Origin of the sequence: Arthrobacter sp. SW1 (assembly GCF_001766675.1) — a bacterium.
Lineage (GTDB): Bacteria > Actinomycetota > Actinomycetes > Actinomycetales > Micrococcaceae > Arthrobacter.
The window spans coordinates 36223-61074 of the sequence record NZ_MJLT01000034.1 but is presented as its reverse complement, the minus strand read 5'-3'; the positions used below and the strand labels follow the sequence as shown (position 1 = coordinate 61074).

The 24852-nt window shown below is 66.6% G+C and carries 23 protein-coding genes and 1 riboswitch; of the genes, 8 read left to right on the top strand and 15 right to left on the bottom strand.

The window, feature by feature from the left end:
- Window positions 1–33 precede the first annotated feature (33 nt).
- The 5 genes from BIU82_RS12135 to BIU82_RS12115 form a co-directional block, all read right to left on the bottom strand.
- Window positions 34–567 carry a MarR family transcriptional regulator gene (locus tag BIU82_RS12135; RefSeq protein ID WP_070349721.1) on the bottom strand — a complete coding sequence of 178 codons (534 nt, stop codon included), beginning with the start codon at window positions 565–567 and terminating at the stop codon, window positions 34–36.
- 174 nt (window positions 568–741) lie between these two features.
- Window positions 742–2442: a thiamine pyrophosphate-binding protein gene (locus BIU82_RS12130; protein WP_070349924.1), complete on the bottom strand. Its 1701-nt coding sequence runs from the start codon at window positions 2440–2442 to the stop codon at window positions 742–744.
- A gap of 5 nt (window positions 2443–2447) precedes the next feature.
- The gene (gene speB, locus BIU82_RS12125; RefSeq protein ID WP_070349720.1) at window positions 2448–3512 is read right to left on the bottom strand and encodes an agmatinase; all 1065 of its coding nucleotides are present in this window, start codon (window positions 3510–3512) and stop codon (window positions 2448–2450) included.
- Between the two features lie 345 nt (window positions 3513–3857).
- Window positions 3858–4589 carry a hypothetical protein gene (locus BIU82_RS12120; RefSeq protein WP_070349719.1) on the bottom strand — a complete coding sequence of 244 codons (732 nt, stop codon included), beginning with the start codon at window positions 4587–4589 and terminating at the stop codon, window positions 3858–3860.
- 67 nt (window positions 4590–4656) lie between these two features.
- Complete coding sequence (locus tag BIU82_RS12115; protein WP_070349718.1) at window positions 4657–5412, bottom strand: hypothetical protein; 756 nt, start codon at window positions 5410–5412, stop codon at window positions 4657–4659.
- Between the two features lie 265 nt (window positions 5413–5677).
- Here BIU82_RS12115 and BIU82_RS12110 point away from each other — a divergent pair, with 265 nt between their 5' ends.
- Window positions 5678–7657 carry an APC family permease gene (locus BIU82_RS12110; protein WP_070349717.1) on the top strand — a complete coding sequence of 660 codons (1980 nt, stop codon included), beginning with the start codon at window positions 5678–5680 and terminating at the stop codon, window positions 7655–7657.
- A 9-nt stretch (window positions 7658–7666) separates the two neighbouring features.
- Here the strand turns inward: BIU82_RS12110 and BIU82_RS12105 are convergent, their stop codons facing one another.
- Entirely contained in the window at window positions 7667–8242 is a 576-nt protein-coding gene (locus BIU82_RS12105) for a helix-turn-helix domain-containing protein (RefSeq protein WP_070349716.1), read from the bottom strand.
- Between the two features lie 218 nt (window positions 8243–8460).
- On the opposite strand from BIU82_RS12105, the gene BIU82_RS12100 reads away from it, so the two are divergent.
- Together BIU82_RS12100 and BIU82_RS12095 are read left to right on the top strand one after the other, a co-directional pair.
- Complete coding sequence (locus tag BIU82_RS12100; protein WP_070349715.1) at window positions 8461–9978, top strand: sodium:solute symporter; 1518 nt, start codon at window positions 8461–8463, stop codon at window positions 9976–9978.
- Window positions 9979–10098: 120 nt separating this feature from the next.
- A riboswitch (SAM riboswitch) is annotated at window positions 10099–10218 on the top strand.
- Window positions 10219–10233: 15 nt separating this feature from the next.
- Window positions 10234–10539, top strand: coding sequence for a hypothetical protein (locus BIU82_RS12095; protein WP_070349714.1), 306 nt, complete (start codon window positions 10234–10236; stop codon window positions 10537–10539).
- Between the two features lie 6 nt (window positions 10540–10545).
- Here BIU82_RS12095 and BIU82_RS12090 read toward each other — a convergent pair whose 3' ends face one another.
- Window positions 10546–10734 (bottom strand): hypothetical protein, encoded by a 189-nt coding sequence (locus BIU82_RS12090; RefSeq protein ID WP_070349713.1) that lies wholly within the window; start codon window positions 10732–10734, stop codon window positions 10546–10548.
- Between the two features lie 233 nt (window positions 10735–10967).
- Between BIU82_RS12090 and BIU82_RS12085 the strand changes: the two genes are divergently transcribed.
- Both BIU82_RS12085 and BIU82_RS12080 read left to right on the top strand, forming a co-directional pair.
- Window positions 10968–12083: a VIT1/CCC1 transporter family protein gene (locus tag BIU82_RS12085; protein WP_253182765.1), complete on the top strand. Its 1116-nt coding sequence runs from the start codon at window positions 10968–10970 to the stop codon at window positions 12081–12083.
- Between the two features lie 39 nt (window positions 12084–12122).
- Window positions 12123–13076: a matrixin family metalloprotease gene (locus BIU82_RS12080; protein ID WP_083292309.1), complete on the top strand. Its 954-nt coding sequence runs from the start codon at window positions 12123–12125 to the stop codon at window positions 13074–13076.
- 115 nt (window positions 13077–13191) lie between these two features.
- On the opposite strand, the gene purU is transcribed toward BIU82_RS12080, so the two are convergent.
- Genes purU through glyA form a run of 6 tightly spaced genes read right to left on the bottom strand, consistent with a single transcriptional unit; the run spans window position 13192 to window position 20586 of the window.
- On the bottom strand, window positions 13192–14091 hold the full coding sequence (purU, locus tag BIU82_RS12075; RefSeq protein ID WP_070349711.1) for a formyltetrahydrofolate deformylase: 900 nt from the start codon (window positions 14089–14091) through the stop codon (window positions 13192–13194).
- Entirely contained in the window at window positions 14091–14729 is a 639-nt protein-coding gene (locus BIU82_RS12070; protein WP_070349710.1) for a sarcosine oxidase subunit gamma family protein, read from the bottom strand. Before BIU82_RS12070 ends, purU begins: the two co-directional genes overlap by 1 nt.
- Window positions 14722–17667 carry a 2Fe-2S iron-sulfur cluster-binding protein gene (locus BIU82_RS12065; RefSeq protein ID WP_070349709.1) on the bottom strand — a complete coding sequence of 982 codons (2946 nt, stop codon included), beginning with the start codon at window positions 17665–17667 and terminating at the stop codon, window positions 14722–14724. The genes BIU82_RS12070 and BIU82_RS12065 overlap by 8 nt, the downstream gene beginning before the upstream one ends.
- On the bottom strand, window positions 17664–17984 hold the full coding sequence (locus tag BIU82_RS12060; RefSeq protein ID WP_070349708.1) for a sarcosine oxidase subunit delta: 321 nt from the start codon (window positions 17982–17984) through the stop codon (window positions 17664–17666). Before BIU82_RS12060 ends, BIU82_RS12065 begins: the two co-directional genes overlap by 4 nt.
- Before the next feature lie 29 nt (window positions 17985–18013).
- The gene (locus BIU82_RS12055; RefSeq protein WP_253182764.1) at window positions 18014–19246 is read right to left on the bottom strand and encodes a sarcosine oxidase subunit beta family protein; all 1233 of its coding nucleotides are present in this window, start codon (window positions 19244–19246) and stop codon (window positions 18014–18016) included.
- Window positions 19243–20586, bottom strand: coding sequence for a serine hydroxymethyltransferase (gene glyA / locus BIU82_RS12050; RefSeq protein WP_070349707.1), 1344 nt, complete (start codon window positions 20584–20586; stop codon window positions 19243–19245). Before glyA ends, BIU82_RS12055 begins: the two co-directional genes overlap by 4 nt.
- Window positions 20587–20738: 152 nt before the next feature.
- On the opposite strand from glyA, the gene BIU82_RS12045 reads away from it, so the two are divergent.
- Entirely contained in the window at window positions 20739–21410 is a 672-nt protein-coding gene (locus BIU82_RS12045; RefSeq protein WP_070349706.1) for a GntR family transcriptional regulator, read from the top strand.
- Between the two features lie 75 nt (window positions 21411–21485).
- Here BIU82_RS12045 and BIU82_RS12040 read toward each other — a convergent pair whose 3' ends face one another.
- Window positions 21486–22034, bottom strand: coding sequence for a hypothetical protein (locus tag BIU82_RS12040; protein ID WP_070349921.1), 549 nt, complete (start codon window positions 22032–22034; stop codon window positions 21486–21488).
- A gap of 179 nt (window positions 22035–22213) precedes the next feature.
- Here BIU82_RS12040 and BIU82_RS12035 point away from each other — a divergent pair, with 179 nt between their 5' ends.
- Both BIU82_RS12035 and BIU82_RS12030 read left to right on the top strand, forming a co-directional pair.
- Window positions 22214–22798 (top strand): GNAT family N-acetyltransferase, encoded by a 585-nt coding sequence (locus BIU82_RS12035; RefSeq protein ID WP_070349705.1) that lies wholly within the window; start codon window positions 22214–22216, stop codon window positions 22796–22798.
- Between the two features lie 118 nt (window positions 22799–22916).
- Window positions 22917–23726 carry an IclR family transcriptional regulator gene (locus tag BIU82_RS12030; protein ID WP_070349704.1) on the top strand — a complete coding sequence of 270 codons (810 nt, stop codon included), beginning with the start codon at window positions 22917–22919 and terminating at the stop codon, window positions 23724–23726.
- 51 nt (window positions 23727–23777) lie between these two features.
- Here BIU82_RS12030 and BIU82_RS12025 read toward each other — a convergent pair whose 3' ends face one another.
- Window positions 23778–24713, bottom strand: coding sequence for a LysR family transcriptional regulator (locus BIU82_RS12025; protein ID WP_070349703.1), 936 nt, complete (start codon window positions 24711–24713; stop codon window positions 23778–23780).
- Window positions 24714–24852 lie beyond the last annotated feature (139 nt).

The following is a 24852-nucleotide window of genomic DNA, read 5'->3' as shown; positions in this document are numbered from 1 at the left end:
GTGCCCGCTGTGGCGGGTGCCGCCGTCGGGCTTTCAAGCGGTTGCTTCGGCAAGGCGTGCTGCCTCCTCTGTTGTGTCGTTCGTTGCTGCGGAGCCGGCCGCCTTTGCCCGGCTGGAGTGCTGTTCCCGGACGGACCGGGACAGGGAATCGGTGAGCTTCCCGAGGACGCGGGCCGCCTCCAGGGCGTCCTCCTCGCTCCATTCGGCCAGGTAGTCACGGAGCCTGGCGCTGCGGTGTTCCTCGAAGTCACGCACTTGCTGGAGTCCTTCTTCGGACAACGCCACCAGCTGGGCGCGACCGTCCGCCGGGTCCGGACGCCGGACCACCAGCCCGAGTTCCTCGAGCTCGGCGATGTGGCGACTCAGGACAGGCGGGCTCACGCCGAGCCGTGCGGCGAGGTTCGTTGCCCGCGACTCACCCTCCCCGATGAAGCGCAGGACCCCCTGCAGGGCGAAGCCGACCTGGGCATCGCGTGAAATGTTGCTGCTGACGATGCAGCGCAGCACCCGTTGAAGATCGAAGATCCGATGGACGAGCCCGGTAGCGGTGCCGGATGCAACGGACATGTGAACCACCTCGATTGTTTGCCTAAAGCAACTATACGCCTAAAAGGTTGCTTTGGGAAACTAACTGCGAAGGAGGCCACTTAAACGCCAAGCGCGAACGTACACTTGGGGCCCCAAATCCGGCGGAAATGGGGCCCCAAGTGTACGTTCGCGCTAAAGGAACGCCGGGAAGTGTCAGTCCAGATGGGTCGGGGCGAACATCTTCAGCAGGGTTTCAACCACGACGACGTTGGGGCCGTCCGCGGCGAAGCCCTCCTTGAGGGCCTCCCCCACGTTCTCCGGGGCAACCCGGCGGGCCGGGACACCGAAGGATTCGGCCAGTTTCACGAAGTCGGGGCGGGCAAGCTCGGTGGCCGTGGCCTTGCCGAAGGCGCCCACCATGTATTCACGGAGGATGCCGTAGCCGCCGTCATCCACGATCAGCCAGGTGACCGGAATGTTGTGCTGCTTTGCCGTGGCGAGCTCGGAGATGGAGTACATGGACGATCCGTCGCCGGACACCGCCAGCACGCGGGCAGGCTTGCCGGTGGTTTCCAGGCCCACGGCGCCGCCGATCGCAGCCGGGAAGCCGTAGCCGAGGCCGCCAGCGCCCTGGGCCGAGTGGAATTCGCCGTCGCGGGAATCCCAGCAGCTCCAACCCCAGTACGCGGAGATGGTCATGTCCCAGAAGGTCTGCATGTCATCCGGCACGGCCTCGCGGATGTCCGCCATGAACTTCAGTTCCTTGGCCAGGTCCTGCGATTCCAGGCGCGCCTTGACCTTGGCCAGGGCATCCTTGACGGTTTCCTCCGGAGTGGCGCCGTGCCAGTTGCGGACAGCGGCCGAGGCCGCGTCGGCGTCAGCGAGGGCTTCATCCAGCGCCGCGAGGGCCTGGCCGGCGTCGGCACGGATGCCCAGGCCGGGACGGTTGGATTCCAGCACGCGCGGTTCGGCGTCGATCTGGATGATCCGGCCGCGGGGTTCGAAGGTGAAGTAGTTGGACGTGACTTCACCCAGCGAAGAACCAATGACCACCAGCACGTCGGCGTCCTCGAGGAGGTCCGTCATGTAGCGGTCCTCGATCCAGGACTGCAGGGACAGATCGTGGTTCCACGGGAACGCCCCGTTGCCGCCGGGCGTGCAGATCACGGGGGCGCGCAGCTGCTCGGCAATCGACAGCAGCGACTTTTCGGCCTTGCCCCGCCGGGTACCGCCGCCGGCGATGATCGCCGGGCGCTCCGCCGTCGACAGCCACTTCACGGCCTCGCGCACCAGTTCGACGCGCGGCGGGTTGTCCGCAGCCTCGGCCAGGGCGTCTTCCACAGGCGGTACCACGATCGGATCGAGCAGCACGTTCTGCGGAATCTCGATCCACACCGGGCCCTGCGGCGAGGAGATCGCCTCGGTCCAGGCGTCCTGGATGGCCGAGGGGATGCCGGAGGCGTGCTGGATGAGGCGCTGGCTCTTGGTGACGTTGGCCGCGGAGGCCTTCTGGTCGTCGAGCTGGTGGAGCATGCCCTTGCGGCGCGCTCCCAGGCCTTCCAGCGGAATCTGGCTGGCCACGACCACCATCGGCACGCCCGTGGCGTACGCCTCCTGCAGGCCGGCCAGGGAAGTCAGCGCGCCGGGGCCGGTGGACAGGAACAGCACGCCCACCTCGCCGGTGGCACGGGAGTAACCGTCCGCGGCGAACGCCGAGTTGTTCTCCACGCGGGAGGACACGAACTGCAGGTTTCCGCGGCCCATGGCGTCAAAGAGGCCCAGGGCATGCTGGCCCGGGATGCCGAAGACGGTCTTCGCGCCGAGCGCTTCGAGGGTCTCGACGACGAGGTCCCCGCCGTTGCGCTGCTCAGTGCCCTTGGTGGGGGCTGCCGTTCCGGGATCGAAGTCGATCATGGCCACTACTCCTTGACGGCGGCCGCGAAGCCGGCCGGACGGCGGACTGCCTGGCCCAGCGCCTGCTGCGCGTAGCCGTTCGGGGCGCCGTGGCGGTTGCCTTCGACGGCGTTGTCCGCCAGGAGGGTGACGAGTTCGTAGGCCACGTGGCTGGCGGCGACGCCGGTGATCTCGGCGTGGTCGTAGGCCGGAGAGACCTCGACGACGTCGGCGCCCACGAGGTTCATGCCGCGGAAGCCGCGGATGATCTCGAGCAATTCGCGGCTGGTGATGCCGCCGGCTTCCGGCGTGCCGGTTCCGGGTGCGTGGGCGGGGTCCAGGACGTCGATGTCCACGGAGATGTAGAGCGGGCGGTTGCCGATACGGTCGCGGATCTTCTCCACGGTCTCCAGCACGCCCTGGTAGTAGACGTCCGCGGAAGTGACAATGCCGAAGCCGAAGCGGTGGTCGTCGTCGAGGTCCTTCTTGCCGTACAGCGGGCCGCGGGTACCCACGTGGCTGATGGCCTCGGTGTCCAGGATGCCTTCCTCGACGGCGCGGCGGAACGGGGTGCCGTGAGTGTACTCGGCGCCGAAGTAGGTGTCCCAGGTGTCCAGGTGGGCGTCGAAGTGCAGCATGGCGATCGGTTCGCCGGCACGTTCGGCGGCCGCGCGGAGCAGCGGCAGGGCGATGGTGTGGTCACCGCCGAGCGTGACGAGCTTGCTGCCGTTGGCCGTGAGGTCCAGGGCATTCTGCTGGACAGTCTCGATGGCCTCGTTGATGTTGAAGGGGTTCACGGCCATATCGCCGGCGTCAGCCACCTGGACGTTTTCGAAGGGGCTGACGTCCCAGGCCGGGTTGTACGGGCGCAGGAGGCGGCTGGCTTCGCGGATGTGGTTGGCGCCGAAGCGAGCGCCCGGGCGGTAGGACACACCGGAGTCGAAGGGGACGCCCACCACGGTCACGTCCGCCTTGGCAACCTGGTCCAGGCGCGGGAGACGCGCGTAGGTGGCGGCACCGGCGTAACGCGGGATGCGGGATGAATCAATGGGGCCAAGGTTTCCGTTGGCTTCGATGCGGAGCTCTTCCAAAGCGGCCTCTCTCCTTCGAGATCGAGTCGGGGGTGTGACTGCCATCATACACTCAAAGTTTCCTTATATGCATCACATGTTTACAGGCCTCGACAGGCTCGACCACCGACAGACAGGCTCGACCACCGACAGACAGGCTCGACCGCCAACAGACAGGCTCGACCACCGACAGAAAGGCCTACCGGCAGACAGGCCTACCGGCAGGCGCGACGGCGGCCGGCCACCTCGGGTGACCGGCCGCCGTCGCGCCGTATGGCTGTTAAGTCGAGCCGCCGCTTCCCTGCCGCTGGCGTGACCCGGGAAGCGGAGAAACTCAGAGGCGGAGAAACTCAGAGGCGGAGCAGCTCAGGATGCGGTAAGGCTCAGCAGGACCGCTTTGGCCTGCTGGCCCTGGGCGGAGGCCCACCAGGCCTTGGCCCCGGCAACGCTGCCGCACTTCTCGACCTCCGCCGCCAGTTCAAAGCCGATGAAGTACGGCATGGACTGGTCCTCCGGCATCGGCGAGGGCACCGGCGTCGGGCCCTCCACGGGCAGGCCGCGCAACTGGCCCAGGCCGTCGTTCGGGACCTTCTGGAGTACCGAAGCCGTGCACACGGCCCCCGGCCCGCCCGGACTCTGCGGCTCTTCGACATAGAAGGCGTACTTCATCGGAGGGTTCCAGTCCCCCGAGGCAAGTCCGGGAAGTGCGCCCGACTCGATCACGGTACGCTGCACGGGCCATGCGTAGTCGTACGTGCTGGAGTTGATGCTCACTGCCAGCACCGCTTTCCCTGCTGCGTCAGTGAACGCCGCGGTTTCCGCAGTGACCGTGCCGAAGGGGAAGGTGTCCGTCTTCACGGTCCACTCCTTCGGATAACGCAGCGAAAGCTTTTCGGTGGTGAAGGTGAACGCTTTGCTTTCCGCGGTGGGTGCCGCCGTCACGCTCGGCGCCGGCGTGGGAGTTTCGCTGACCGTTCCGATCACGGGACTGCCCGACGGCGCCGTGCCGGGTGCCGCTTGTGGCATTCCGCAGGCGGCGAGGACTGCCGTGAGCATGAGTCCTGCTCCCGCGGCGGCCAGGCGAAGTGATGTGTTCATGGCCTTTCCTTTCTTGCGGGTCCACGGGCGGAGCCGTCAGGCGACGGCCCCGCCCGTGGAACTGGTCCTACTTGTAGGTGACGCTCATCAACATGGACTTGAACTGCGCGTATTCGGCAGTGGCCATCCAGGCCTGGGCTTCGGCGTCGTTGGCGAGCTTTCCGGAGTCGATGTAAACCCGGAAGACACCCACGCCGTTGGGCAGGAGCACCTGCGGCATTCCCCCGCTGATGCTGCCGGAGACGGCCTCCGAGGCCCTGCCGATGGTCATGAAGTAGTGGTCGTTGACGTCGCCGTAGCTGTCCTTGAAGAAGGCGAACGTGGGATCGTCCTCGGAGACGGCCAGGCCCGGTACCAGCGCCGAATCAAAGACCGTGCGGTTCACCGGCCCTGCCGCCCCATCGCCGTAAAAGCCGCTGACCATGACGGCGATCGGCTTCCCCTTGCTCATGATGTTGGCTTCGACGCACTCCGCCGGGCCGCCGGGAATCGTGGGGCATTCCGCCGTACGTACGGACCAGCCGGCCGGGTGCTGGAAGGAAATGTGCCCGTCCGGGAAGGTGAAGGTCTTGACGGGCTTGGGCTTGGCGGCAGGCGCCGGATCCGTCGACGCCGCCAGGGCGACGGCTTCCACGGCGGTGCGGTCCGCCGTCGGGCCCGCCTGCACGGATCCGGTGGAACCCGCCTGCGCAGGCCCGGCCGAGGGCACCGGAGCACATGCGGCAACCGAAGCGCCCAGTGCGAGGGCGAAGGCAGCCGCCGCGGCGGCCTTGCCGAGGGTGGTCTTTCCGCCGGCGGTCTTTCCAAATGCTGCTGAATGCATGGTCTTTCCCCATTCGTGAACGAAGTTGCTTGTAGTGCAAGGCGCCCCGCGAAGGTCCGGTCCGTCCGGTTCGAAGTGCCCTGTCACCCCATAGGTTTCCCGCCGCAGCCGTTTACTTACATCGATTGGAAAAAATCTTTAAGGACATCCAAGGAGACGCCGCTCACACCCCGCGTAAGGATTCCGTAAAGACCGGGTTTACGGCGTGTGCGCGGGTCTTACGCTCCTTTCCGGAGCAGTCCCCCGGGCTGCGTGAAAGGACATTGTGAGCACCCTGATGCGGCCGCCGGCCGATCCCTCCAATCGGCACAAACCCAGCGGAAGCTTCAAGCACTGGCTGCTTGAAGGCATGCCGGATCCCGCCGGCCGGAAACGGCATGGAGCGCAGCGGACACAGGCGGCCAAGGACCACAAGCCGCAGTCCTGGTGGAAGGTCATGTGCCTGACCGGCGTCGACTACTTCTCGACCCTCGGCTACCAGCCGGCCATCGCAGCGCTTGCCGCGGGCATGGTCTCGCCGCTGGCCACGATCGTCCTGGTGGCCGTCACGCTGCTTGGCGCCCTGCCCGTCTACCGCCGCGTCGCGTCGGAAAGCCCGCGCGGCGAAGGCTCCATCGCCATGCTGGAGAAGCTGCTCCCCCGCTGGGGCGGCAAGCTGTTCGTGCTGGCCCTGCTCGGCTTCGCGGCGACCGACTTCATGATCACCATGACTCTGTCCGCCGCGGATGCGAGCGCCCACGCGGTGGAAAACCCGTTCGCGCCCGAATGGATGCACGGCCAGGAGGTTGCCATCACGCTGGCCCTGATCGCCGGCCTGGGCATCGTCTTCCTGCGCGGCTTCAAAGAGGCCATCAACGTGGCGGTCCTGCTGGTCGGTGCGTTCCTGCTCCTCAACGCCGTGGTTGTGGTGGTGGGCCTGTTCCATGTGGCAAGCGAGGCGCATGTTGTCACCGACTGGTGGGTCGCCCTGAACCAGCAGCACGGCAACCCGTTGGTGATGATCGGCATCGCGCTGCTCGTGTTCCCCAAGCTCGCACTTGGCTTGTCCGGCTTCGAAACCGGCGTGGCCGTCATGCCCCAGATCAAGGGCGAGCCGGACGACACCGAAGAGCACCCGGCGGGCCGCATCCGCGGCGCCCACAAGCTGCTCACGACGGCGGCCCTCATTATGAGTGCCTTCCTGGTGGCCTCCAGCTTCATCACCACCTTCCTCATCCCGGCCGCCGAATTCGAAGCCGGCGGCAAGGCAAACGGCCGCGCCCTGGCCTACCTGGCACACCAGTACCTGGGCGATGCCTTCGGCACGGCGTACGACATCAGCACCATCGCCATCCTCTGGTTCGCCGGCGCCTCAGCCATGGCCGGCCTGCTGAACCTGGTGCCGCGCTACCTTCCCCGCTTCGGCATGGCTCCGTCATGGACCCGGGCCGTCCGCCCGCTGGTCCTGCTGTTCACCGCCATTGCCTTCCTGGTCACCATCGTTTTCGAGGCCGACGTCGAAGCGCAGGGCGGCGCGTACGCCACCGGCGTGCTGGTGCTGATGACCTCCGCGTCCATTGCGGTGACACTGTCCGCCAAGCGTCGCCGGCAGCGCGTGAAGACCCTGGCGTTCGGCGCGGTAGCACTCGTGTTCAGCTACACCACGGTGGCCAATGTGGTGGAACGGCCGGACGGCATCCGGATCGCCGCCATGTTCATCCTCGGCATCGTGGTGGTGAGCTTCGCATCCAGGATCCGGCGCTCCTTCGAACTGCGGGCCACCCACATCAAGATGGACGAACAGGCCCTGGAGTTCACAGCAGCCAATGACGAGGGCCCCATCCGGATGATCGCCCACGAACCCAAGCGGGCCGGCGTCGAGCGCTACCGGGAAAAACTGGAGCACGCGCAGCAGGCCAACCACCTGCCGGTGGACTGCAACGCCCTCTTCATCGAGGTGATCGTGGATGACAGCTCGGACTTTGAACAGGAACTGCTGGTGGAGGGCAAGCATCGGCACGGGTTCCGGGTCCTGGAAGTCCACAGCAACAACGTACCCAACACACTCGCGGCGGTCCTCCTGCACATCCGCGACGTCACCGGGCTGATGCCGCACATCTACTTCCGTTGGACCGAGGGCAATCCGATCGCCAACTTGAGCAAGTTCCTGTTCTTCGGCGAAGGGGAAATCGCGCCCGTCACCCGGGAAGTGCTCCGCGAGGCCGAACCGGACGTCACCCGGCGGCCCTGGGTGCACGTAGGCTGACGCGGGAAATCAGCGGCTGGCCGCCGGGACCAGGATCCAGAGCACCTCGACGGTGTCGTCGGTGGGATTGACCCAGGTGTGCGGCTCCCGGCCGGGGAAGGACAGGGTATCCCCTTCTTCGAGCTCGTACTTTTCGTTGCTCAGGATCAGCTGGATCCGGCCTTTGATAACGTGCAGCACGTCCACGTCGCAGTCCACTGCGTAGAGCTCGGATTCGCCGCGGCCACGCGGTTCGATCACGGCCTGGATGATCTGCAGGCGGCGTTCGGAGCGGGCAGTGAGGAGCCGTTCGACGATTCCTTCGCCGCCGAGGGAAATCTTCGGTCCGTCGTCGCGGCGCGTCAGGTGCGTCTCGGGCGCCGCGAAAAGATCGCCGATGGACACGGACAGGACCTGGCACAGCGTGACCAGGGAAGCCACGGACGGCGAGGTCAGATCGCGTTCAACGCGGCTGAGGAAGCCTTTGGTCAGCCCGGTGGCTTCGGCAACCTGTTCGATGGTGAGCCGCTGGGACTGGCGGGCAGCACGGATCCTGGACCCGATGGCAAGTGGAACGTTGCTGGGTTCAACGGGAAGAGCCTTCATTCACGAACCTTTCAAGGCCGATAAGACGCGGCCCGTACCTGTGGGCCATAGTAGCGGGCGTCACCTTGAAGCCCCGCCCGCCGCCCGGCGTCATCCTTGACTGTTACGCCCATCACTACATATCCTTGCATGCAACAAGTGTTGACTTCCAGGCAATATTCCAAGGAATTGCCGAAAAAGCCGGAACACAATCTCCCCAAAAATCCCCAGGAGCCTTCATGGACTCGACGTTCATCAACATCGCCATCGTGGTGGTGTACCTCCTCGCCATGCTGGCCTTCGGCTGGTGGGGCAAGTCCCGCACCAAGAACAACAGCGACTTCCTGGTGGCCGGCCGCCGCCTGGGGCCGTTCCTCTACACCGGCACCATGGCCGCCGTCGTCCTGGGCGGCGCCTCCACCGTGGGCGGCGTGGGCCTGGGCTACAAGTTCGGCATCTCCGGCATGTGGCTCGTGGTGGCCATCGGCGCCGGCGTGCTGCTGCTCAGCCTGCTTTTCGCCGGCACCATCCAGAAGCTGAAGATCTACACGGTCTCCCAGATGCTGACCCTTCGCTACGGCAGCAAGGCAACGCAGACCTCCGGCATCGTCATGCTGGCCTACACCCTGATGCTCTGCGCCACCTCCACCGGTGCCTACGCCACCATCTTCGTGGTGCTCTTCGGCTGGGACCGTTCCCTGGCCATCGCCATCGGCGGCGCGATCGTGCTGGTGTACTCCACCATCGGCGGCATGTGGTCCATCACCCTGGCCGACCAGGTCCAGTTCGTCATCAAGACGGTGGGCATCTTCTTCCTCATGCTGCCCTTCTCCCTGACCGCCGCCGGCGGGCTGGACGGCATCCGCCAGCGCGTTGACGAAAGTTTCTTCCAGATCGACGGCATCGGCCTGCAGACCATCATCACCTACTTCGTGGTCTACACCCTGGGCCTGCTGATCGGCCAGGACATCTGGCAGCGCGTCTTCACCGCCAAGACGCCCACCGTGGCCCGTTGGGGCGGCGCCACCGCCGGCGTCTACTGCATCCTCTACGGCCTGGCCGGCGCCCTGATCGGCATGGCCGCCAACGTAGCCCTGGCCGGCATCGAGATCAAGGCCAAGGACGACGTCTACGCCGAGGTCGCCATGCACCTGCTCCCGATCGGCATCGGCGGCCTGGTGCTCGCCGCTGCCGTGGCCGCCATGATGTCCACTGCATCCGGCGCCCTGATCGCCGCCGCCACGGTGGCCCGCGCCGACGTCCTGCCCTTCGTGGCCAGCTGGTTCGGCAAGGACATCAGCACCGAGGACACGGACAACCCCGAGCACGACGTCAAGGCCAACCGCTACTGGGTGCTGGGCCTGGGCATCGTGGCGATCATCATCGCGATCACCACCAAGGACGTGGTCGCCGCCCTCACCATCGCCTACGACATCCTGGTGGGCGGCCTGCTGGTTGCCATCCTCGGAGGCCTGGTCTGGAAGCGCGGCACCGGCGTGGCGGCGGCAGCCTCCATGGCGGTCGGTTCCGTGATCACGCTCGGCACCATGATCGTGCTGGAGATCAATGCCAAGGCTCCGCTGGACGGCATCTACGCCAACGAACCGATCTACTACGGCCTGGTCGCCTCCGCCGTGGTCTACATCGCGGTGTCGCTCCTCAGCAAGCCCACCGATCCCGCGGTCATGCAGGCGTGGAACGCCCGCGTTGCCGGCACCCGGATCGCGGACGAGGACGTCCCCGCGCCCACCGCCTAGCGGCAGCGTACTCCCTGGACGCCCGACGGCGGCGCCTCCTTTCGCAGGAGGCGCCGCCGTCGTCGTTAAGCCGGCTTGGCGTTCACCGCGCCGCGGGCGCTGCGCTACAGTAAGTTCCAGCTTCAAGAGATGTGGCGCCAAGCTCCGACTGGCCACGCACCAACCCCATGTTCACGGGTGGTTCGGATGAGGAAGCGGCCTGTACCGGACCCGAGACAACCGGCCAGGCAAGAGCAACTCCCCCAGGAGAAGGCCATGCCTTTCGATGCCGCCACCGGCACCACCATCCACGCCGATGCGCCCGCGGTGGACACCAACCCTTTAGCTGACCCCACGCCTCGGCGCGTCCTCCCCTGTGTCGACGCCGGTAGCGGCTGGGTGCTGCTGTTCACCGGAGGCAACCCCGAACGCTACCGCTGCGCGGAAGCGGACGTCCTCCTGCAGGCGCTGGCCCGCGCGGTGCGGCCCGCGCTGTGGTTTCCGGCCGAACGGAAGCTGCTCCTCGCCGTCGCCGCACGCGGTTGCCGCTCCGGCAAGGAGCTGCCGTTCATCCTGGACTAGCGCAGGCTACTCCTCGTCCTCTTCTTCGCGGTGTTCGTCGATATCGAGCGGGACCACCCGTTCCTCTTCATCGATGGCGTCGTCTTCCTCGTCCCAGTCCTCGTCCACGGCGATGTCCTCGCTGTAGTCGTAGGCGGGATCCGACTCCACGGTGGGACGCTCGGGATGCCAGGCGTGCGTTTCGGTACTGTTCACGGTGCAACCTCCCGTTGGCAATCTGCTGGTTCCTCCATCTGAGCACTGCCCCTGCCGGGGGTCAAGGCACCGGATACAGTGCGCGGTCTTTGAGGCGTACCGAAACTTCCGGCTGAGGATCGCCAGCCAAAAATCCGCGGAAATTGGCGCTATGGTGGGGGTTGCAACGGGGCGACGACCATCCGCCCGCGCCAGCCAGGAGCCCATCACAAGTGCCAACGCCAAAAGACCCAGTGGACACACAAAAAGACACCCCGCCGAGGGAAACCCCCTCCTCCGCAGACATCAAGCGGTGGCGGCAGTACCTCGCCGACGAACGTGCCGAAGCTGCCGTGTACCGCGAGCTTGCCCAGCGGCGCGAAGGCGAGGAACGGGACATCCTGCTGGCACTCGCCGAGGCCGAAGGCCGCCACGAAGCCCACTGGCTGCGCCTGCTGGGCGATCACGCGGGCATGCCGAAGGCCGCCTCGATGCGCAGCCGGATGCTGGGTTTCCTGGCCCGCCACTTCGGTTCGGTGTTCGTATTGGCCCTCGCCCAGCGCGCCGAAAGCCGCTCCCCCTACGCCAACGATCCCTCGGCCACCCGTGCCATGGCCGCCGACGAACAGATCCACGAAGAAGTGGTCCGCGGCCTGGCAACCCGCGGGCGCAACCGTCTTTCGGGTTCCTTCCGGGCCGCCGTCTTCGGCGCCAATGACGGCCTGGTCAGCAACCTGTCCCTGGTCATGGGCATGGCGGCCACCGGCGTCCCCACCACCGTGGTGCTGTTCAGCGGCATCGCGGGCCTGCTGGCCGGCGCCTTGTCCATGGGCGCCGGCGAATATGTCTCGGTCCGTTCGCAGCTGGAACTGCTGCGCGCGACCCGTCCCACGCAGGTGACCCTGGCCGCCGCACCGTCCCTGGACATCGAGCACAACGAACTGGTGCTCGTGTACCTGGCCCGCGGCATGAGCCGCGAGGCCGCCGAGCACCGCGCCGCCGAACGCATGGGCACCTTCTCCTGCGACTGCGATCCCTCGCTGTCCCTGCACCCCGAGGCGGAAGAAGAAGGCGGCAACGAGCACGAGGCCGTCGGCTCGGCCTGGGGCGCCGCGCTCTCCAGTTTCTGCTTCTTCGCCTCGGGCGCCATCGTGCCCATCCTGCCGTTCATTTTCAGCATGGGCGGTTTCGCTGCCCTCGTGGCGGCCGGTACGCTGGTGGGCGTCGCGCTCTTGGGGACGGGCGCCGTCGTCGGTCTGCTGTCCGGCACCTCGCCGCTCACGCGCGGCCTCCGGCAGCTCGCCATCGGCCTTGGTGCCGCCGCCGCAACGTACGCCCTGGGCCTGCTCTTCGGCACCGTCGTCGGCTAAGCGGCACTGCCGCCGTTCGACCACAACGCAGGGAGTTGGATGTACCCGGAAATAGAGCCCGACGGCGGCCGGCCGCACAGGCGGTCCGGCACCGCGCGCGCCGTCTTCCGGAACCTGCTGGTGGTCGCTGTGGCGGCAGTGGTGGCGCTGTTGGTCAGCGGCTTCCTGCGCGGCGATCCGAGGATCACTTCCTTGTTCCCGGCGTTGCCGGGTGCTGAACACAGCACTGAGCACGAAGCTCCCTCTACCCATGCCGGCAAGGCCCCGGCTTCGCAACCCGGCAAAGCCACCGACGTGCCGAAGCAGGCCGCGAAGCAGGGCGACGACGCTCCGCCGCCGGGACTCGAAGAAGCCGGCAAACCGCTCCTCACTCCCGCGAAACCCGCGACGGAGAGCGGCTCCTACAAGTTCCTGGCCACCAATCCGGACGGCACGCCCGTGGGCTACTCCCCCTGCCGGCCGGTGCACTACGTGGTGAACGCCGAACTCGCCCCGATCGGTTCCGAGGGCCTGCTGGAGCAGGCAATCGCGAACATTTCCGCCGCCACCGGGCTCAAATTCATCAACGACGGCGCCACCAAGGAAAAACCCTCGGAGAAGCGCGAGGCCTACCAGCCCAAGCTGTACGGTGAGCGCTGGGCTCCGATCCTGGTTTCCTGGACCACCCCGGAGGTGGCTCCCACCCTGGCGGACAAGGTGATCGGCACCGGCGGCAGCACCGCCTACAGCTTCGGTTCCGGGCCCCGCAGCTACGTTTCCGGCCGCCTTGACCTGGACACCCACCAGATCGCCGAGCTGCTCGGTATGCCCGGCGGTTCCGACTACGTCCTGGCGGTCATGCAGCACGAGCTGGCCCATGTGGTGGGTTTGGACCATGTGGACGATCCTGTCCAGCTGATGTACCCGGAGATCGGTGCCCCGGACGGGCTCAAGGACGGCGACCTCACCGGCCTCTACAAGCTCCATTCGGCGCACTGCCGGAAGGACCTCTAAGCGGCCCGCCTTAAAAGCAAGATGCCCGACGGCGGTGCGAACCGCCGTCGGGCATTTCCTGTTTTCCCCCTGAGCACTTTCGTTCCAGAACAGGATTTGTTGCTGGGAACCGGCCTTACTTAAGTACGACCGTCCGGTTGCCCTGCAAGATCACGCGGCCCTCGCAGTGCCAGCGCACCGCGTTGCTGAGGGCCTTGCATTCGGAGTCGCGGCCGGCGGCCACGAGGTCCTCCGGACCGTAGGTGTGGTCAACCTCCAGCACCTGCTGGGAGATGATCGGCCCCTCGTCCAGTTCGCCGTTGACGTAGTGCGCCGTGGCACCCACCGTCTTCACGCCGCGGGCGTAGGCCTGGTGGTAAGGCTTGGCACCCTTGAAGCTCGGCAGGAAGGAGTGGTGGATGTTGATGGCACGTCCGTCCAGCTTGCGGGCCAGATCGTCGCTGAGCACCTGCATGTAGCGGGCCAGGACCACCAGTTCCACATCCAGTTCGTCGATGATCTCGAGCAGGCGGGCCTCGGCCGCCGGCTTTGTCTCCGCGGTGACGGGCACGTGGTAGAAGGGGATGCCGTGCCAGACCACCAGGCCCTGGTGGTCCATGTGGTTGGACACGACGCCCACGATCTCGATGGGCAGTTCGCCCACCCGTGCACGGAACAGCAGGTCGTTGAGGCAGTGCCCGAACTTGGACACCATGATCAGGACCTTGCGCTTGGAGCCGTGGCGTTCCAGCTGCCAGCGCATGCCGAACTTCTCCGCGATGGGCCCGAAGGCCTCGCGCAGGGTCTCCAGCGTGCCCTCGTCTCCCGGGGAGGAGAAGTGCACACGCATGAAGAAGTGGTTGTCATCGCGGGAGCCGAACTGCTTGTTGTCCACGATGTCGCAGCCCTGTTCCAGCAGGAAGCCGGAGACCGCGTGGACGATGCCAGGGGTTTCCGCGCAGTCCAGGGTGAGGACGTGCTCAACGGTGGTTTCCTTGGCGGCGCTGTTGCCGCGCTCGGTGACAGGAGCGGTCATCACGGCACCTCCGGCGAAGCGAATTCACGCATGCCGTCCACCAGCCAGCGGCCGAGGAAGTCGGTGAAGGAGGCCCGGGGCAGCACCTTGAAGGTGTCCTCCCCGCTCTTCCACAGGATCACCGGGATGTGGCCGATTTCGGTGGAGAGGGCAGTGCCGGCCTTGAGGACGCGCGGGTGCAGGTCCAGGGAGCAGCCCTTCTCCAGGACGTCGCGGGCACGGACGCCGGAGAGTTCGAAGACGGTGCGGTTGGCGGAGAGGTCCACCACCTGGCCCTGGCCGTCGCCGAGTGCTTCGACGAGGGCCGGGACCAGGTCCCCGCCCAGCGATTCGTGGGCGTTCTCCGGAGCCACCACCAGGAACTCGGCCGGGCCGAGCCACAGGGTGGCGACGCCGTCGCGCTCCACGACCTCGCCGCAGGCCGCCGGCAGGCCGCCGGTCACCGAGGCGACGCGCCGGCCCTCGTCCGAGTCGCGGCGGACGCGGATGCCCGCCATGGTCTGGAACGGGATTTCCCGGATCTCCACAATGCCTTCGAGCGAAGCGGCCTCAAAGATTCCGGCCAGGTGGGCTGCCGGACTGCGGCGGGCCTCACGTACTCCGTTGGTGTTTGCGGTTGCTGCTGCTGTCTCAACCATCTTTGCGGTTCCCTTCAGGGTCGAAAAGTACTGTTTCGCCGACCGTCACGTCCACGAGCTGATCGCCGACGGCGGCCACGAGGGTTTCGCCGATGCGGTTGCGGCCGTTGCGGATCAAGGCCAGGCCGAAGGAACGGCCAAGTGCTGCGCTGTGGTAGCTGGAAGTGACGAAGCCTTCCATGGGGACCGGGCTGTTCGCGGGGTTCACCTCGATGCCCTTCTCCACCAGCTGGGTGCCTTCCGGCAGCTTCAGCGAGCCGTCCACCGGGAGCACGCTGACCAGGTGCTTACGGTCTTCGCGCTGCTGGTCGACGCGCGAGTAGGAACGCTTGCCGATGAAGTCCTTGGCCTTGGAGACGATCCATTCCATGCCGGCGTCCTGCGGGGTGACCGTGCCGTCGGTGTCCTGGCCGACGATCGGGTAGCCCTTTTCGGCGCGCAGCACGTGCATGGTCTCGGTGCCGTACGGGGTGATGTTGAACTCGGCACCGGCCGCGGCAACAGCTTCCCAGGTGTTCAGGCCGTACCAGGACGGCACGTTGATTTCGTAGGCCAGTTCACCCGAGAAAGAGATGCGGCAGACGCGGGCGGCCACACCGGAGGCCAGGATGGTCTCGCGGAAGGTCATGAACGGGAAGTTCTCCGCGGTCAGGCCGCCGTCGACGGCCAGCTGCGGGGCGACCTTGGCGATCACTTCGCGCGACTTCGGGCCGACAACAGCGATCGTGCTCCACTGTTCCGTCACGGAGGTGCAGGCGACGTCCAGCTCCGGCCATTCGGTCTGGTGCCACTCTTCAAGCCAGTCCAGCACCTTGGCTGCGCCGCCGGTGGTGGTGGTCATGAAGAAGCGGTCCTCGTCCAGGCGGAGGGTCACGCCGTCGTCGAAGATCATGCCGTCCGGGCCGCACATGACGCCGTAGCGTGCGGAGCCCGGGGCGAGCTTCTTGAAGGCGTTGGTGTAGACGCGGTTGAGGAACTCGCCCGCGTCCTTGCCACGGATCTCGATCTTGCCGAGGGTGGTGGCGTCCATGAAGCCCACGGACTCGCGGACGGCGGCGCATTCGCGCAGCACGGCGGTATCCATGTCTTCACCGGCCTGCGGGTAGTACCACGGGCGCTTCCACTGTCCGACGTCCTCGAAGAGCGCACCCTTTTCCACGTGCCACGGGTGGATGGAGGTGACGCGGGCGGGGTCGAACAGTTCGCCGCGCTGGCGTCCGGCCAGTGCCGCGAAGGCCACCGGGGTGAACGGCGCACGGTAGGTGGTGGTGCCGATCTCGCCGATGCCGGCGGCAGCGGCACCTTCGGCCTTCAGCGCGGCGGCGATGACGCCGATCGCGTTGACACCGGAGGTCTTGCCCTGGTCGTTGGCGGTGCTGATGGAGGTGTAGCGCTTGACGTGTTCCACCGAGCGCATGCCGGCACCGGTGGAACGGAGCACATCCGCCACGGACTGGTCGCGCTGGAAGTCCACGAAGTGGTTGTGCCACTCCCCTGCCGTGCCGCTCTGGCCCGGGACCAGCCACAGCTGGCGGGTGGGCGCGGAGGCCACGGGTGCCTTGAGCTCTGCCGGAACGGTTTCGCTGCTGAAGCCTGCGGCGATCGCTGCGGCGGCGCCGGCGCTGATGCCCTCGGCCAGGCAGTCGGCCAGTTCGTAGCTGCCGCGGCCCGAGCCGATCACCTGCTGGTCCTTGACCACGGTGCTCGGCACGAAGCCGGCCAGCTCGTCATCCCAGCGCAGCTTGCCCTGGCGCTGGCTGTGGAGGTGGACCACCGGGCTCCAGCCACCGGAAACTGCCAGCAGGTCGCAGGCGAACTGTTCGACGCCGGAGGTGAGTTCGCCGTCGTCGTTGATGCTGCGGACGGTGACGCCGTCCAGGCGGCCGCCTTCACCGTTGCCGGTGGTGTCTGCCACGGCGCTGCCGATCAGCACGCGGACGCCCTTTTCGACCGTTGCGGCGGCAACGGCGCTCAGCTGCGGACGGGCGTCGACGACGGCGGCAACCTTGACTCCCGCTGCCAGCAGGTCCGCTGCGAGTGCGTAGGCGGAGTCGTTGGTGGTGCTGATGACCACGCGGGACCCTGCGGCGACGGCGTAGCGGTTGAGGTAGCTGCGCACGGCCGAGGCGAGCATGATGCCCGGGCGGTCGTTGTTTTCGAACACCAGGGGGCGCTCGTGGGCACCCGGAGCCAGGACCACCTGGGCTGCGCGGATGTGCCAGATGCGCTGGCGGGAAACACCGTCTGCTGCGGGGGCGTTCAGGTGGTCCGTGCGGTTCTGGGCGGCGATGACGTAGTTGGCGTCGTAGGCGCCGAAGGCGGTGGTGCGGTTCAGCACGGTGCATTCGGCGGCGGACACCAGTTCGGCCTCGACGTCGGCGACCCATTCGAGTGCCGGCTTGCCTTCGATTTCCTCGGCCAGGCCAGGAGCGGTGGAGCCGGACAGCAGGGCGCCGCCGAGCTCGGGCTGGTCATCGATCAGGATGACGCGGGCGCCGGTGCGGACTGCTTCACGGGCAGCAGCCAGGCCGGCGACGCCGCCGCCGATCACCAGGACGTCGGTGTGGACGTACTTCTTGTCGTATTCGGCCTTGTCCTCGTTGGGATCGAGCTTGCCCAGGCCGTTCAGCAGTTCCACCTTCAGCCCGTCCACCAGGGAAACGGTGGTGGCGGGAAGCATGGACTCGGCCACGTGGCCCGGGAAGCGCGGGGCGATCTTCACCAGGGCGTTGGATTCCTCGACGCCGGCGGACATGATGCCGCGGGCACGGCGCTCGTAGAGCGAATCGCCCACCGTGACCCGGCCGTTGGCGAGCATCGCGGAGGCCAGGGTGTCGCCCGGGTGGCCGGTGTATTCCTGGCCGTCAACGGTGAACCGCCAGGAGATGCTGCGATCGATGCGGCCGCCGTTGGCGAGGCGTGCGTTCTGGGACGTCACTTGCTTGCTCCTTCCGGGGCCTGTGCGTTGGTAGTGGGTGCGGCGCTTCCGGGCGCCGTGGCGCCCATGGGGTAAATCGCCTGGATTTCGTAGGTGACGGTGTCCCGGAGCATGTTGAACCACTGGCGGCAACCGGTGCTGTGGACCCAGCGTTCGGCGTAGGCGCCCTTGGTGTTGTCCCGGTAGAACAGGTACTCAGCCCATTCGCGGTCGTTCAGTGCATAGGGATCTTCGGGGTAGGCCACGTGGGCCTGGCCACCGTAGTGGAATTCGGTTTCGTCCCGTGGCCCGCAGTTCGGGCAGGAGATGAGGAGCATGTCCGGCTTCTTTCTGTGTGTTCTGCGGGTCAGTGGGCGACGGCGGCAGCGCCGTGTTCGTCGATCAGGGCGCCGGTTTCGAAACGCTCCAGCGAGAACGGCTCGTTGAGCTTGTGCGGCGCGCCGGTGGCGATCGTGTGGGCGAAGGTGAGGCCGGCCGCGGGAGTTCCCTTGAAGCCGCCGGTGCCCCAGCCGCAGTTGACGAACATGTTCTCCACCGGGGTGGTGCCGATGATCGGCGAAGCGTCCATGGTGGTGTCCACGATGCCGCCCCAGGTGCGCAGCACGTGTGCCCGGGCGAAGATCGGGAAGAGTTCGACGGCGGCGGCCATCTGCTCTTCGATCACGTGGAAGGAGCCGCGCTGGCCGTAGCCGTTGTAGGAGTCGACGCCGGCGCCCATCACCAGTTCGCCCTTGTGGGCCTGTGACACGTACACGTGCACGTGGTTGGACATGACCACCGTGGGGTGGACCGGTTCGTGCAGTTCGGAAACCAGTGCCTGCAGCGGGTGGGACTGGATGGGGAGGCGGAAGCCTGCCATCTCGGCCAGGACGCTGCTGTGGCCGGCGGCTGCCAGGCCCACCTTTTCGGTGTGGATGGTGCCGCGGTTGGTCTTGACGCCCACCACGCGGTTGCCGTCCTTGAGGAAGCCGGTGACTTCGCAGTTCTGGATGATGTCCACGCCCATTTCGTCGCACTTGCGGGCGAAGGCCCAGGCCACGTGGTCGTGCTTGGCGATGCCGGCTCGCGGCTGGTACGTGGCGCCCATGACGGGGTAGCGGATGTTGTCGCCGATGTTCAGGATGGGGCAGAGTTCCTTGACCTGCTCCGGTTCCAGCCATTCAGCGTCCACGCCGTTGAGCTTGTTGGCGCCCACGCGGCGCATGCTTTCGCGGACGTCGCCCAGGGTGTGCGCCAGGTTCATGACGCCGCGCTGGCTGAAGAGGAAGTCGTATTCGAGCTCTTCCGGCAGCACTTCCCAGAGCTTGAGGGCGTGCTCGTAGATGGCAGCGCTCTCGTCCCAGAGGTAGTTGGAGCGGATGATAGTGGTGTTGCGCGCCATGTTGCCGCCGGCCAGCCAGCCCTTTTCCAGGACGGCGATGTTGGTCATGCCGTGGTTCTTGGCGAGGAAGTACGCCGTGGCCAGGCCGTGCCCGCCGCCGCCCACTACGACTGCATCGTAGGAGGACTTGGGCTCCGGGTTGCGCCAGAGGAAGTCCGGGTGCTCCGGGAGGTGCAGGGGATCGTGGTCCTGGCTCACTTGGCTGCTCCAATCATTTCTGCTGCGAGTTCGGTGGCCGAGCCTTCGGTTCCGAGGTGGGGGTAAAGCGGGAAGCGCTCCGCCAGCGCGGTAACGCGGGCGCGGAGTTCGACGGCGGTGTCCTCAGCGAGGGTGCCATCAGCTGCTGCGCCGATGAGCGCCGTCGCGATGATGTCTGCGACCTCGGTGAATTCGGCAGCGCCGAAGCCACGGGTGGCCAGGGCAGGGGTGCCGATCCGCAGGCCGGAGGAGACCATCGGCGGGCGCGGGTCGAACGGCACGGCGTTGCGGTTCACGGTGATGCCGATGTGGTGCAGGGCATCCTCACCCTGCTGGCCGTTCAGCTCGGAGTTGCGCAGGTCCACCAGGACCAGGTGCACATCGGTGCCGCCGCTGACCACGGAAATGCCGGCCTGGGCAACGTCGTCCTGCAGGAAGCGCTGGGCCAGGATCTTGGCACCTTCCAGGACGCGTTCCTGGCGCTCCTTGAATGCAGGCTCGGAAGCGAACTTGAAGGCAACTGCCTTGGCAGCAATCACGTGCTCCAGCGGTCCGCCCTGCTGGCCCGGGAAAACGGCGCTGTTGATCTTCTTGGCGATTTCGGCGTCGTTCGTCAGGATGATGCCGCCGCGGGGGCCGCCCAAAGTCTTGTGGGTGGTGCTGGTGACGACGTGGGCGTGCGGCACCGGGCTCGGGTGCAGGCCCGCGGCCACCAGGCCGGCGATGTGTGCCATGTCCACCATGAGGTACGCGCCCACGAGGTCCGCGATGCGGCGGAACTCGGCGAAGTCCAGCTGGCGGGAGTAAGCGGACCAGCCGGCCACGATGAGCTGCGGCTTGTTCTCGAGCGCGAGGCGTTCCACCTCTGCCATGTCGATGGTGTGGGTGTCTTCGCGGACGCTGTACGGGACCACGTTGTAGAGCTTGCCGGAGAAGTTGATGCGCATGCCGTGGGTCAGGTGGCCGCCATGGGCCAGGTTCAGGCCCATGATGGTGTCACCCGGGTTGATGAGCGCGTGCATCGCCGAAGCGTTGGCCTGGGCACCCGAGTGCGGCTGCACGTTGGCGTATTCGGCGCCGAAGAGTGCCTTCAGGCGGTCGATGGCGAGCTGCTCGATGACGTCCACGTGCTCACAGCCACCGTAGTAGCGCTTGCCCGGGTAGCCCTCGGCGTACTTGTTGGTCAGCACCGAGCCCTGCGCCTGCATCACGGCAGACGGGGCGAAGTTTTCAGAGGCGATCATCTCAAGGGTGGACTGCTGCCGGATGAGCTCCTGCGCAATCGCCTGATCAACTTCCGGGTCCGCCTCGGCCAGCGAACGGATCAGCGGTTCAACCATGTGCTCTGCTCCTTGCAATCGTTATAGTCACCAACTGTTAGGCAACTGATATATCAGAACTGCATTCATGGTATGTTGTAGATCACAAGGACGTCAACCGTCCTTCGCAAGGCTTCTGCGCAAAGATTGAATGACCGCAAGCGGAGAGAGCAATGAGCACAGTTTTGGAAGCACTGGATACCAGCCCGCAGGGCGCCTCCCTGGCCGAAAACGCCTACCTGCTCCTGCGGGACCGCCTCATCATGCTGGACATCAAGCCCGGCGATCCGATCAATGACGGACAGATCGCGGGCGAGCTTGGCATCGGACGCACTCCGGTGCGTGAAGCGATCAAGCGCTTGGAGAGCGACCACCTGGTGGTGTCCTATCCCCGCCGCGGCACCTTCGCCACCGGCGTCGACATCACCCAGCTGGCGGACATCTCCGAAATCCGCGAACTCCTCGAACCCCTTGCGGCCCGCCGCGCCGCAAGGATGGCGCCCCAGCGCCTCCGCGAAGAATTCCGGGACATCGCGCGGAGCATCAGCCTCCTTGGCGACGGCGACGCCGGACAGCACGAACTCATGCGCTACGACATCCGCGTGCACCGGCTCATCTACAAGGCCGCGGCCAATGCGCACCTGGAAGACGTGCTGATCCGCTATGACAACCTGGCCACCCGGATCTGGTGCCACATGCTCGAAAAGATGCCCTCGGTCACCGGGCACATCGCTGAGCACGTCGAGCTCCTCAACGCCATCGCCGACGGTGACGAAGACACGGCCGCCAGCCTCGCCCTGCACCACGTGACCAGCTTCGAAGAAACCGTCCGCAAGGTCCTTTAAAACCCAACGCGGGGTCACTTACGGCCCATGTTTCCGCCATACATGGGCCGTAAATGACCCCGCGTTGGTGTTAGCTCAGCGTCCGCCTCCCCCGATCACGCCCTTCTCCACGGCTTTGGTGACGGCGTCGGCTTCGGCCTGCGTCAGCGTTCCGTCGCTCACAGCCTTGTCGAGTCGGGTCTTCAGCGTCTCGGCCCGTTCGGCCTGCGCCTCGCTGCGGATTTCCTCCAGGGCCGCGGTGACCTTGGCTTCGTCAACCCCGAGCTTTTCCGCCAGGGACTTGGCCAATGCGGCGTCCATCGCGGCACGGTCGGGCCTGGTACCTTCGGCCGGCGCAGTGCCTTCGGCCGGCGGGGTGGTGGGTTTATTCTCCTCACGGAATGTCTGGAGAGCCTCCGTCACCTTGGCTTCCTCGACCCCGAGCTTGGTGGCGAGGTCCGCGGCGAGCTGTCCGCGGTCTCCGCCATGCCCGCCATGGCGGCCGAAGCCGCCCGCAGGGGCGCTTTCGGTGACGGCCGGGCTGGGGGTGGTGGCCGCCGTCGCCACCCCCGTGACGCCCAGGCCGGCGCCGAGCGCCAGCGCACCGGCGGCGATGCCGAGGGTGATTCTCTTGGTAGTTGCCATCATCAGTCTCCTCATTTCGTAGACCGGCGACTGGTGTGCCGCCTTGCTTCCACGATCGCCGGACGAGGTCAGCGGGGCCTTTCCGGAAGCTGTCATTGGGCTGTGAAAGCCGGGGGAAGCCTGTGAAGCGGCGGGTGGCTAGGATCGGTAGGAGGAGCAGCCGAGAGGATGTCGCTGACATGGCAATCACCATCCGCCCCGCACGGGACTTCGAGGACGTCCGCACGCTTGTCGGGCCGAAGAAGAGCCTGGACTCCAACGTGTGCTGGTGCCTGAGCTACCGCATTCCCGCCAAGCAGAACCTGGCCCTGCAGGGCCGGCAGCGGGGCGAGTTCGTCAAGGAACTACTGTCCGCTGAGCTGCCGCCCGGGATCCTGGCGTACGACGGCGACGAGCCGGTCGGGTGGGCGGCTGTCCATCCGCGGGCGGACACCAGCTTTGCCCGGAGCCGGAAGATTCCCCTGCTGGACGAGCAGGCGGCGTGGTCCGTCTGGTGCATCCGGGTGCGGCCCGGGCACCGGGGCAAGGGCATCTCGCACGCACTGCTCGCCGGTGCGGTTGACTTCGCCCGCAGCAACGGCGCGCCCGTCCTCGAGGGCTACCCGGTGGACAACGGCGGCGAGCATGTGGACCTCACCATGGCGTATGTGGGCACCCGGAAGCTTTTCGAGGATGCGGGCTTCAGCAAAGCAGCAGACACGGAGTCGGTGATCAACGGGTTCCCGCGGGTCCTGATGCGGCTTGATCTGTGTCAGCCGGGTTAACTCTGTGTCACCTACGTCACACGCTCCCGCTAAGGATCGGCTAAGTTGAAGTAAGCGAAGGGGCATTACACAACCCTGTGGCGGTCGCTGGCCACAGAAACTACCTGAAAGATGGAGCATGGTTTCAAACGTTGACGCCGAACCGGATGTTGAGGCAGACGGCGGGCAGCATGGCGGCGTCCAGTCGGTTGACCGGGCGCTGGCGGTGCTGGAGATCCTGGCCAGGGACGGCCATGCCGGCGTGAGTGAAATTGCCGAGGAGATGGGCATTCACAAATCCACGGTGTCGCGCCTGCTTGGTTCCCTGGTCAGCCGCGACATGGTCCATCAGAACAGCGAGCGCGGCAAGTACCAGCTTGGCTTCGGCATCCTGCGCCTGGCCAGTTCCATCCCCGGCAGACTGAGCCTGGTACGGGAAGCGCGGCCGGTCCTCGAGGCCTTGGCCGAAGAGTTCAAGGAAACCGTCAACCTGGCGGTGCTCCGCTCCAACTTCGCCGTGAACGTGGACCAGGCCATGGGCCCGTCCACCCTTGCCACCTACGACTGGGTGGGCAGCCTGACGCCGCTGCACGCGACCAGCAGCGGCAAGGTCCTGCTCGCGGGGCTGCCTGCGGACGAGCGCGCACGGATCCTGAAGGAAACCGGGCTGCCGGCCCGTACGCCGCGCACCATCACGGACAGGAAGGTCCTCGAAACCCAGCTGCTCGACGTCGCCCGCCAGGGTTACGGCGTGGTGAGGGAGGAGTTCGAGATCGGACTCACCTCGATGTCCGTCCCGGTGTTCAACCACGTGGGCGCGGTCATCGGGGCCGTCAGCATCTCCGGCCCCGCCTTCCGCTTCGATCCGGAAACCGAACCGGGGGTGCTGGACGGGCTGAAGGAAGCCGGGCTGAGGATCAGCGCGCGCATGGGTTACGCACGGCGCTGACCCTTGCGCCTTTCGCCGGGCTCCGCGCCGGCGGCGCCGGGCACAACACGCTCAATGGTCCTCTTCTTCGAGCCGGGCGGTAAGGATCCGGTCGGCGTTGGCCTGCAGGATGCCCAGCGACTCCTGGATCAGCGGCGAGGTGATGCTGCCGCGCCGCACCGCGGCCACAATGCGGCGCGCGGGCTTCCCCTTACCGGTAATTCGCAGCCGAACCACGTTGTCCGCCCCATGCAAAGGCGCCAGCCGCGGCAGCAGGCCAACGCCAAGCCCGGCGCCCACGAACGCGATGAGGGTCTCCCATTCAACGGCTTCATGGGCAATCCGCGGCGTCACGCCTACTGCCGTGAAGGCCGCAGTGAACAGCGAATGGTAGGTGGAGCCGGCGGCCTCGGTAATCCACGGCTCCGAGGCCAGCTCGTCGAGCGTCACTGACGACCGGGAGGCCAGCGGATGGTTCCCGGGAATAATCACGTCCAACGGATCATCGAGCAGCACGGTCTGCTCGAACCGAGGATCATCCTCGCCATAGGAGTCGGACTGCATGGCGACAATGACCGCAAGGTCGATCCGTTCAGCCACCAGCAAATCGAAGCAGCGGGCCGGATCGGCTTCAAGAACCTGCACCTCCAGTTCAGGACGCGTCGAGCGCAGCGTCGCGGCAAGCGGCGCGAGCAGCTGGGCGGCGGCACTGGAGAAGCCGCCGATGCCGAAATGCGGTTGCACCTGGTCTCCGGCCTCCATGGCCGCGGCGCGCAGGCTCTCCCACTGGGCGATAAGAGGGTCCGAACCCGCCACCAGGAAGCGGCCCGTGGCGGTCAGCCGCACCCCCCGGCCGTCCTTCGTCAGCAGCTGCATTCCAAGCACGCGCTGAAGCTCCCGGAGCTGCGCCGAGACGGCGGACGGCGAATAACCTGTGAGCTCCGCAGTCGCACCGATAGTGCCGCAACGGGCGAAAACCCGAAGTGTGATGAGTCTCGCATCGATCATGCACCTATTTTGCATGGTTATCATCGAATTCTTGCGCTTTTGTTGCAGCGCAAGTGATCCTAATCTCATTCAATAAGGACTTCGAGCACGCCGCTTGCACCCACATGCCCGTGATCGACACGCAACACCCATTCACCCA

Excerpts from the sequence above, each read along its gene's own strand:
- BIU82_RS12135 (WP_070349721.1), bottom strand. The coding sequence starts at position 567 with ATGTCCGTTGCATCCGGCACCGCTACCGGGCTCGTCCATCGGATCTTC.
- BIU82_RS12130 (WP_070349924.1), bottom strand. The coding sequence starts at position 2,442 with ATGATCGACTTCGATCCCGGAACGGCAGCCCCCACCAAGGGCACTGAG.
- BIU82_RS12120 (WP_070349719.1), bottom strand. The coding sequence starts at position 4,589 with ATGAACACATCACTTCGCCTGGCCGCCGCGGGAGCAGGACTCATGCTC.
- BIU82_RS12115 (WP_070349718.1), bottom strand. The coding sequence starts at position 5,412 with ATGCATTCAGCAGCATTTGGAAAGACCGCCGGCGGAAAGACCACCCTC.
- BIU82_RS12105 (WP_070349716.1), bottom strand. The coding sequence starts at position 8,242 with ATGAAGGCTCTTCCCGTTGAACCCAGCAACGTTCCACTTGCCATCGGG.
- BIU82_RS12100 (WP_070349715.1), top strand. The coding sequence starts at position 8,461 with ATGGACTCGACGTTCATCAACATCGCCATCGTGGTGGTGTACCTCCTC.
- BIU82_RS12095 (WP_070349714.1), top strand. The coding sequence starts at position 10,234 with ATGCCTTTCGATGCCGCCACCGGCACCACCATCCACGCCGATGCGCCC.
- BIU82_RS12080 (WP_083292309.1), top strand. The coding sequence starts at position 12,123 with ATGTACCCGGAAATAGAGCCCGACGGCGGCCGGCCGCACAGGCGGTCC.
- purU (WP_070349711.1), bottom strand. The coding sequence starts at position 14,091 with ATGACCGCTCCTGTCACCGAGCGCGGCAACAGCGCCGCCAAGGAAACC.
- BIU82_RS12070 (WP_070349710.1), bottom strand. The coding sequence starts at position 14,729 with ATGGTTGAGACAGCAGCAGCAACCGCAAACACCAACGGAGTACGTGAG.
- BIU82_RS12060 (WP_070349708.1), bottom strand. The coding sequence starts at position 17,984 with ATGCTCCTCATCTCCTGCCCGAACTGCGGGCCACGGGACGAAACCGAA.
- glyA (WP_070349707.1), bottom strand. The coding sequence starts at position 20,586 with ATGGTTGAACCGCTGATCCGTTCGCTGGCCGAGGCGGACCCGGAAGTT.
- BIU82_RS12045 (WP_070349706.1), top strand. The coding sequence starts at position 20,739 with ATGAGCACAGTTTTGGAAGCACTGGATACCAGCCCGCAGGGCGCCTCC.
- BIU82_RS12040 (WP_070349921.1), bottom strand. The coding sequence starts at position 22,034 with ATGGCAACTACCAAGAGAATCACCCTCGGCATCGCCGCCGGTGCGCTG.
- BIU82_RS12035 (WP_070349705.1), top strand. The coding sequence starts at position 22,214 with ATGGCAATCACCATCCGCCCCGCACGGGACTTCGAGGACGTCCGCACG.
- BIU82_RS12030 (WP_070349704.1), top strand. The coding sequence starts at position 22,917 with ATGGTTTCAAACGTTGACGCCGAACCGGATGTTGAGGCAGACGGCGGG.
- BIU82_RS12025 (WP_070349703.1), bottom strand. The coding sequence starts at position 24,713 with ATGATCGATGCGAGACTCATCACACTTCGGGTTTTCGCCCGTTGCGGC.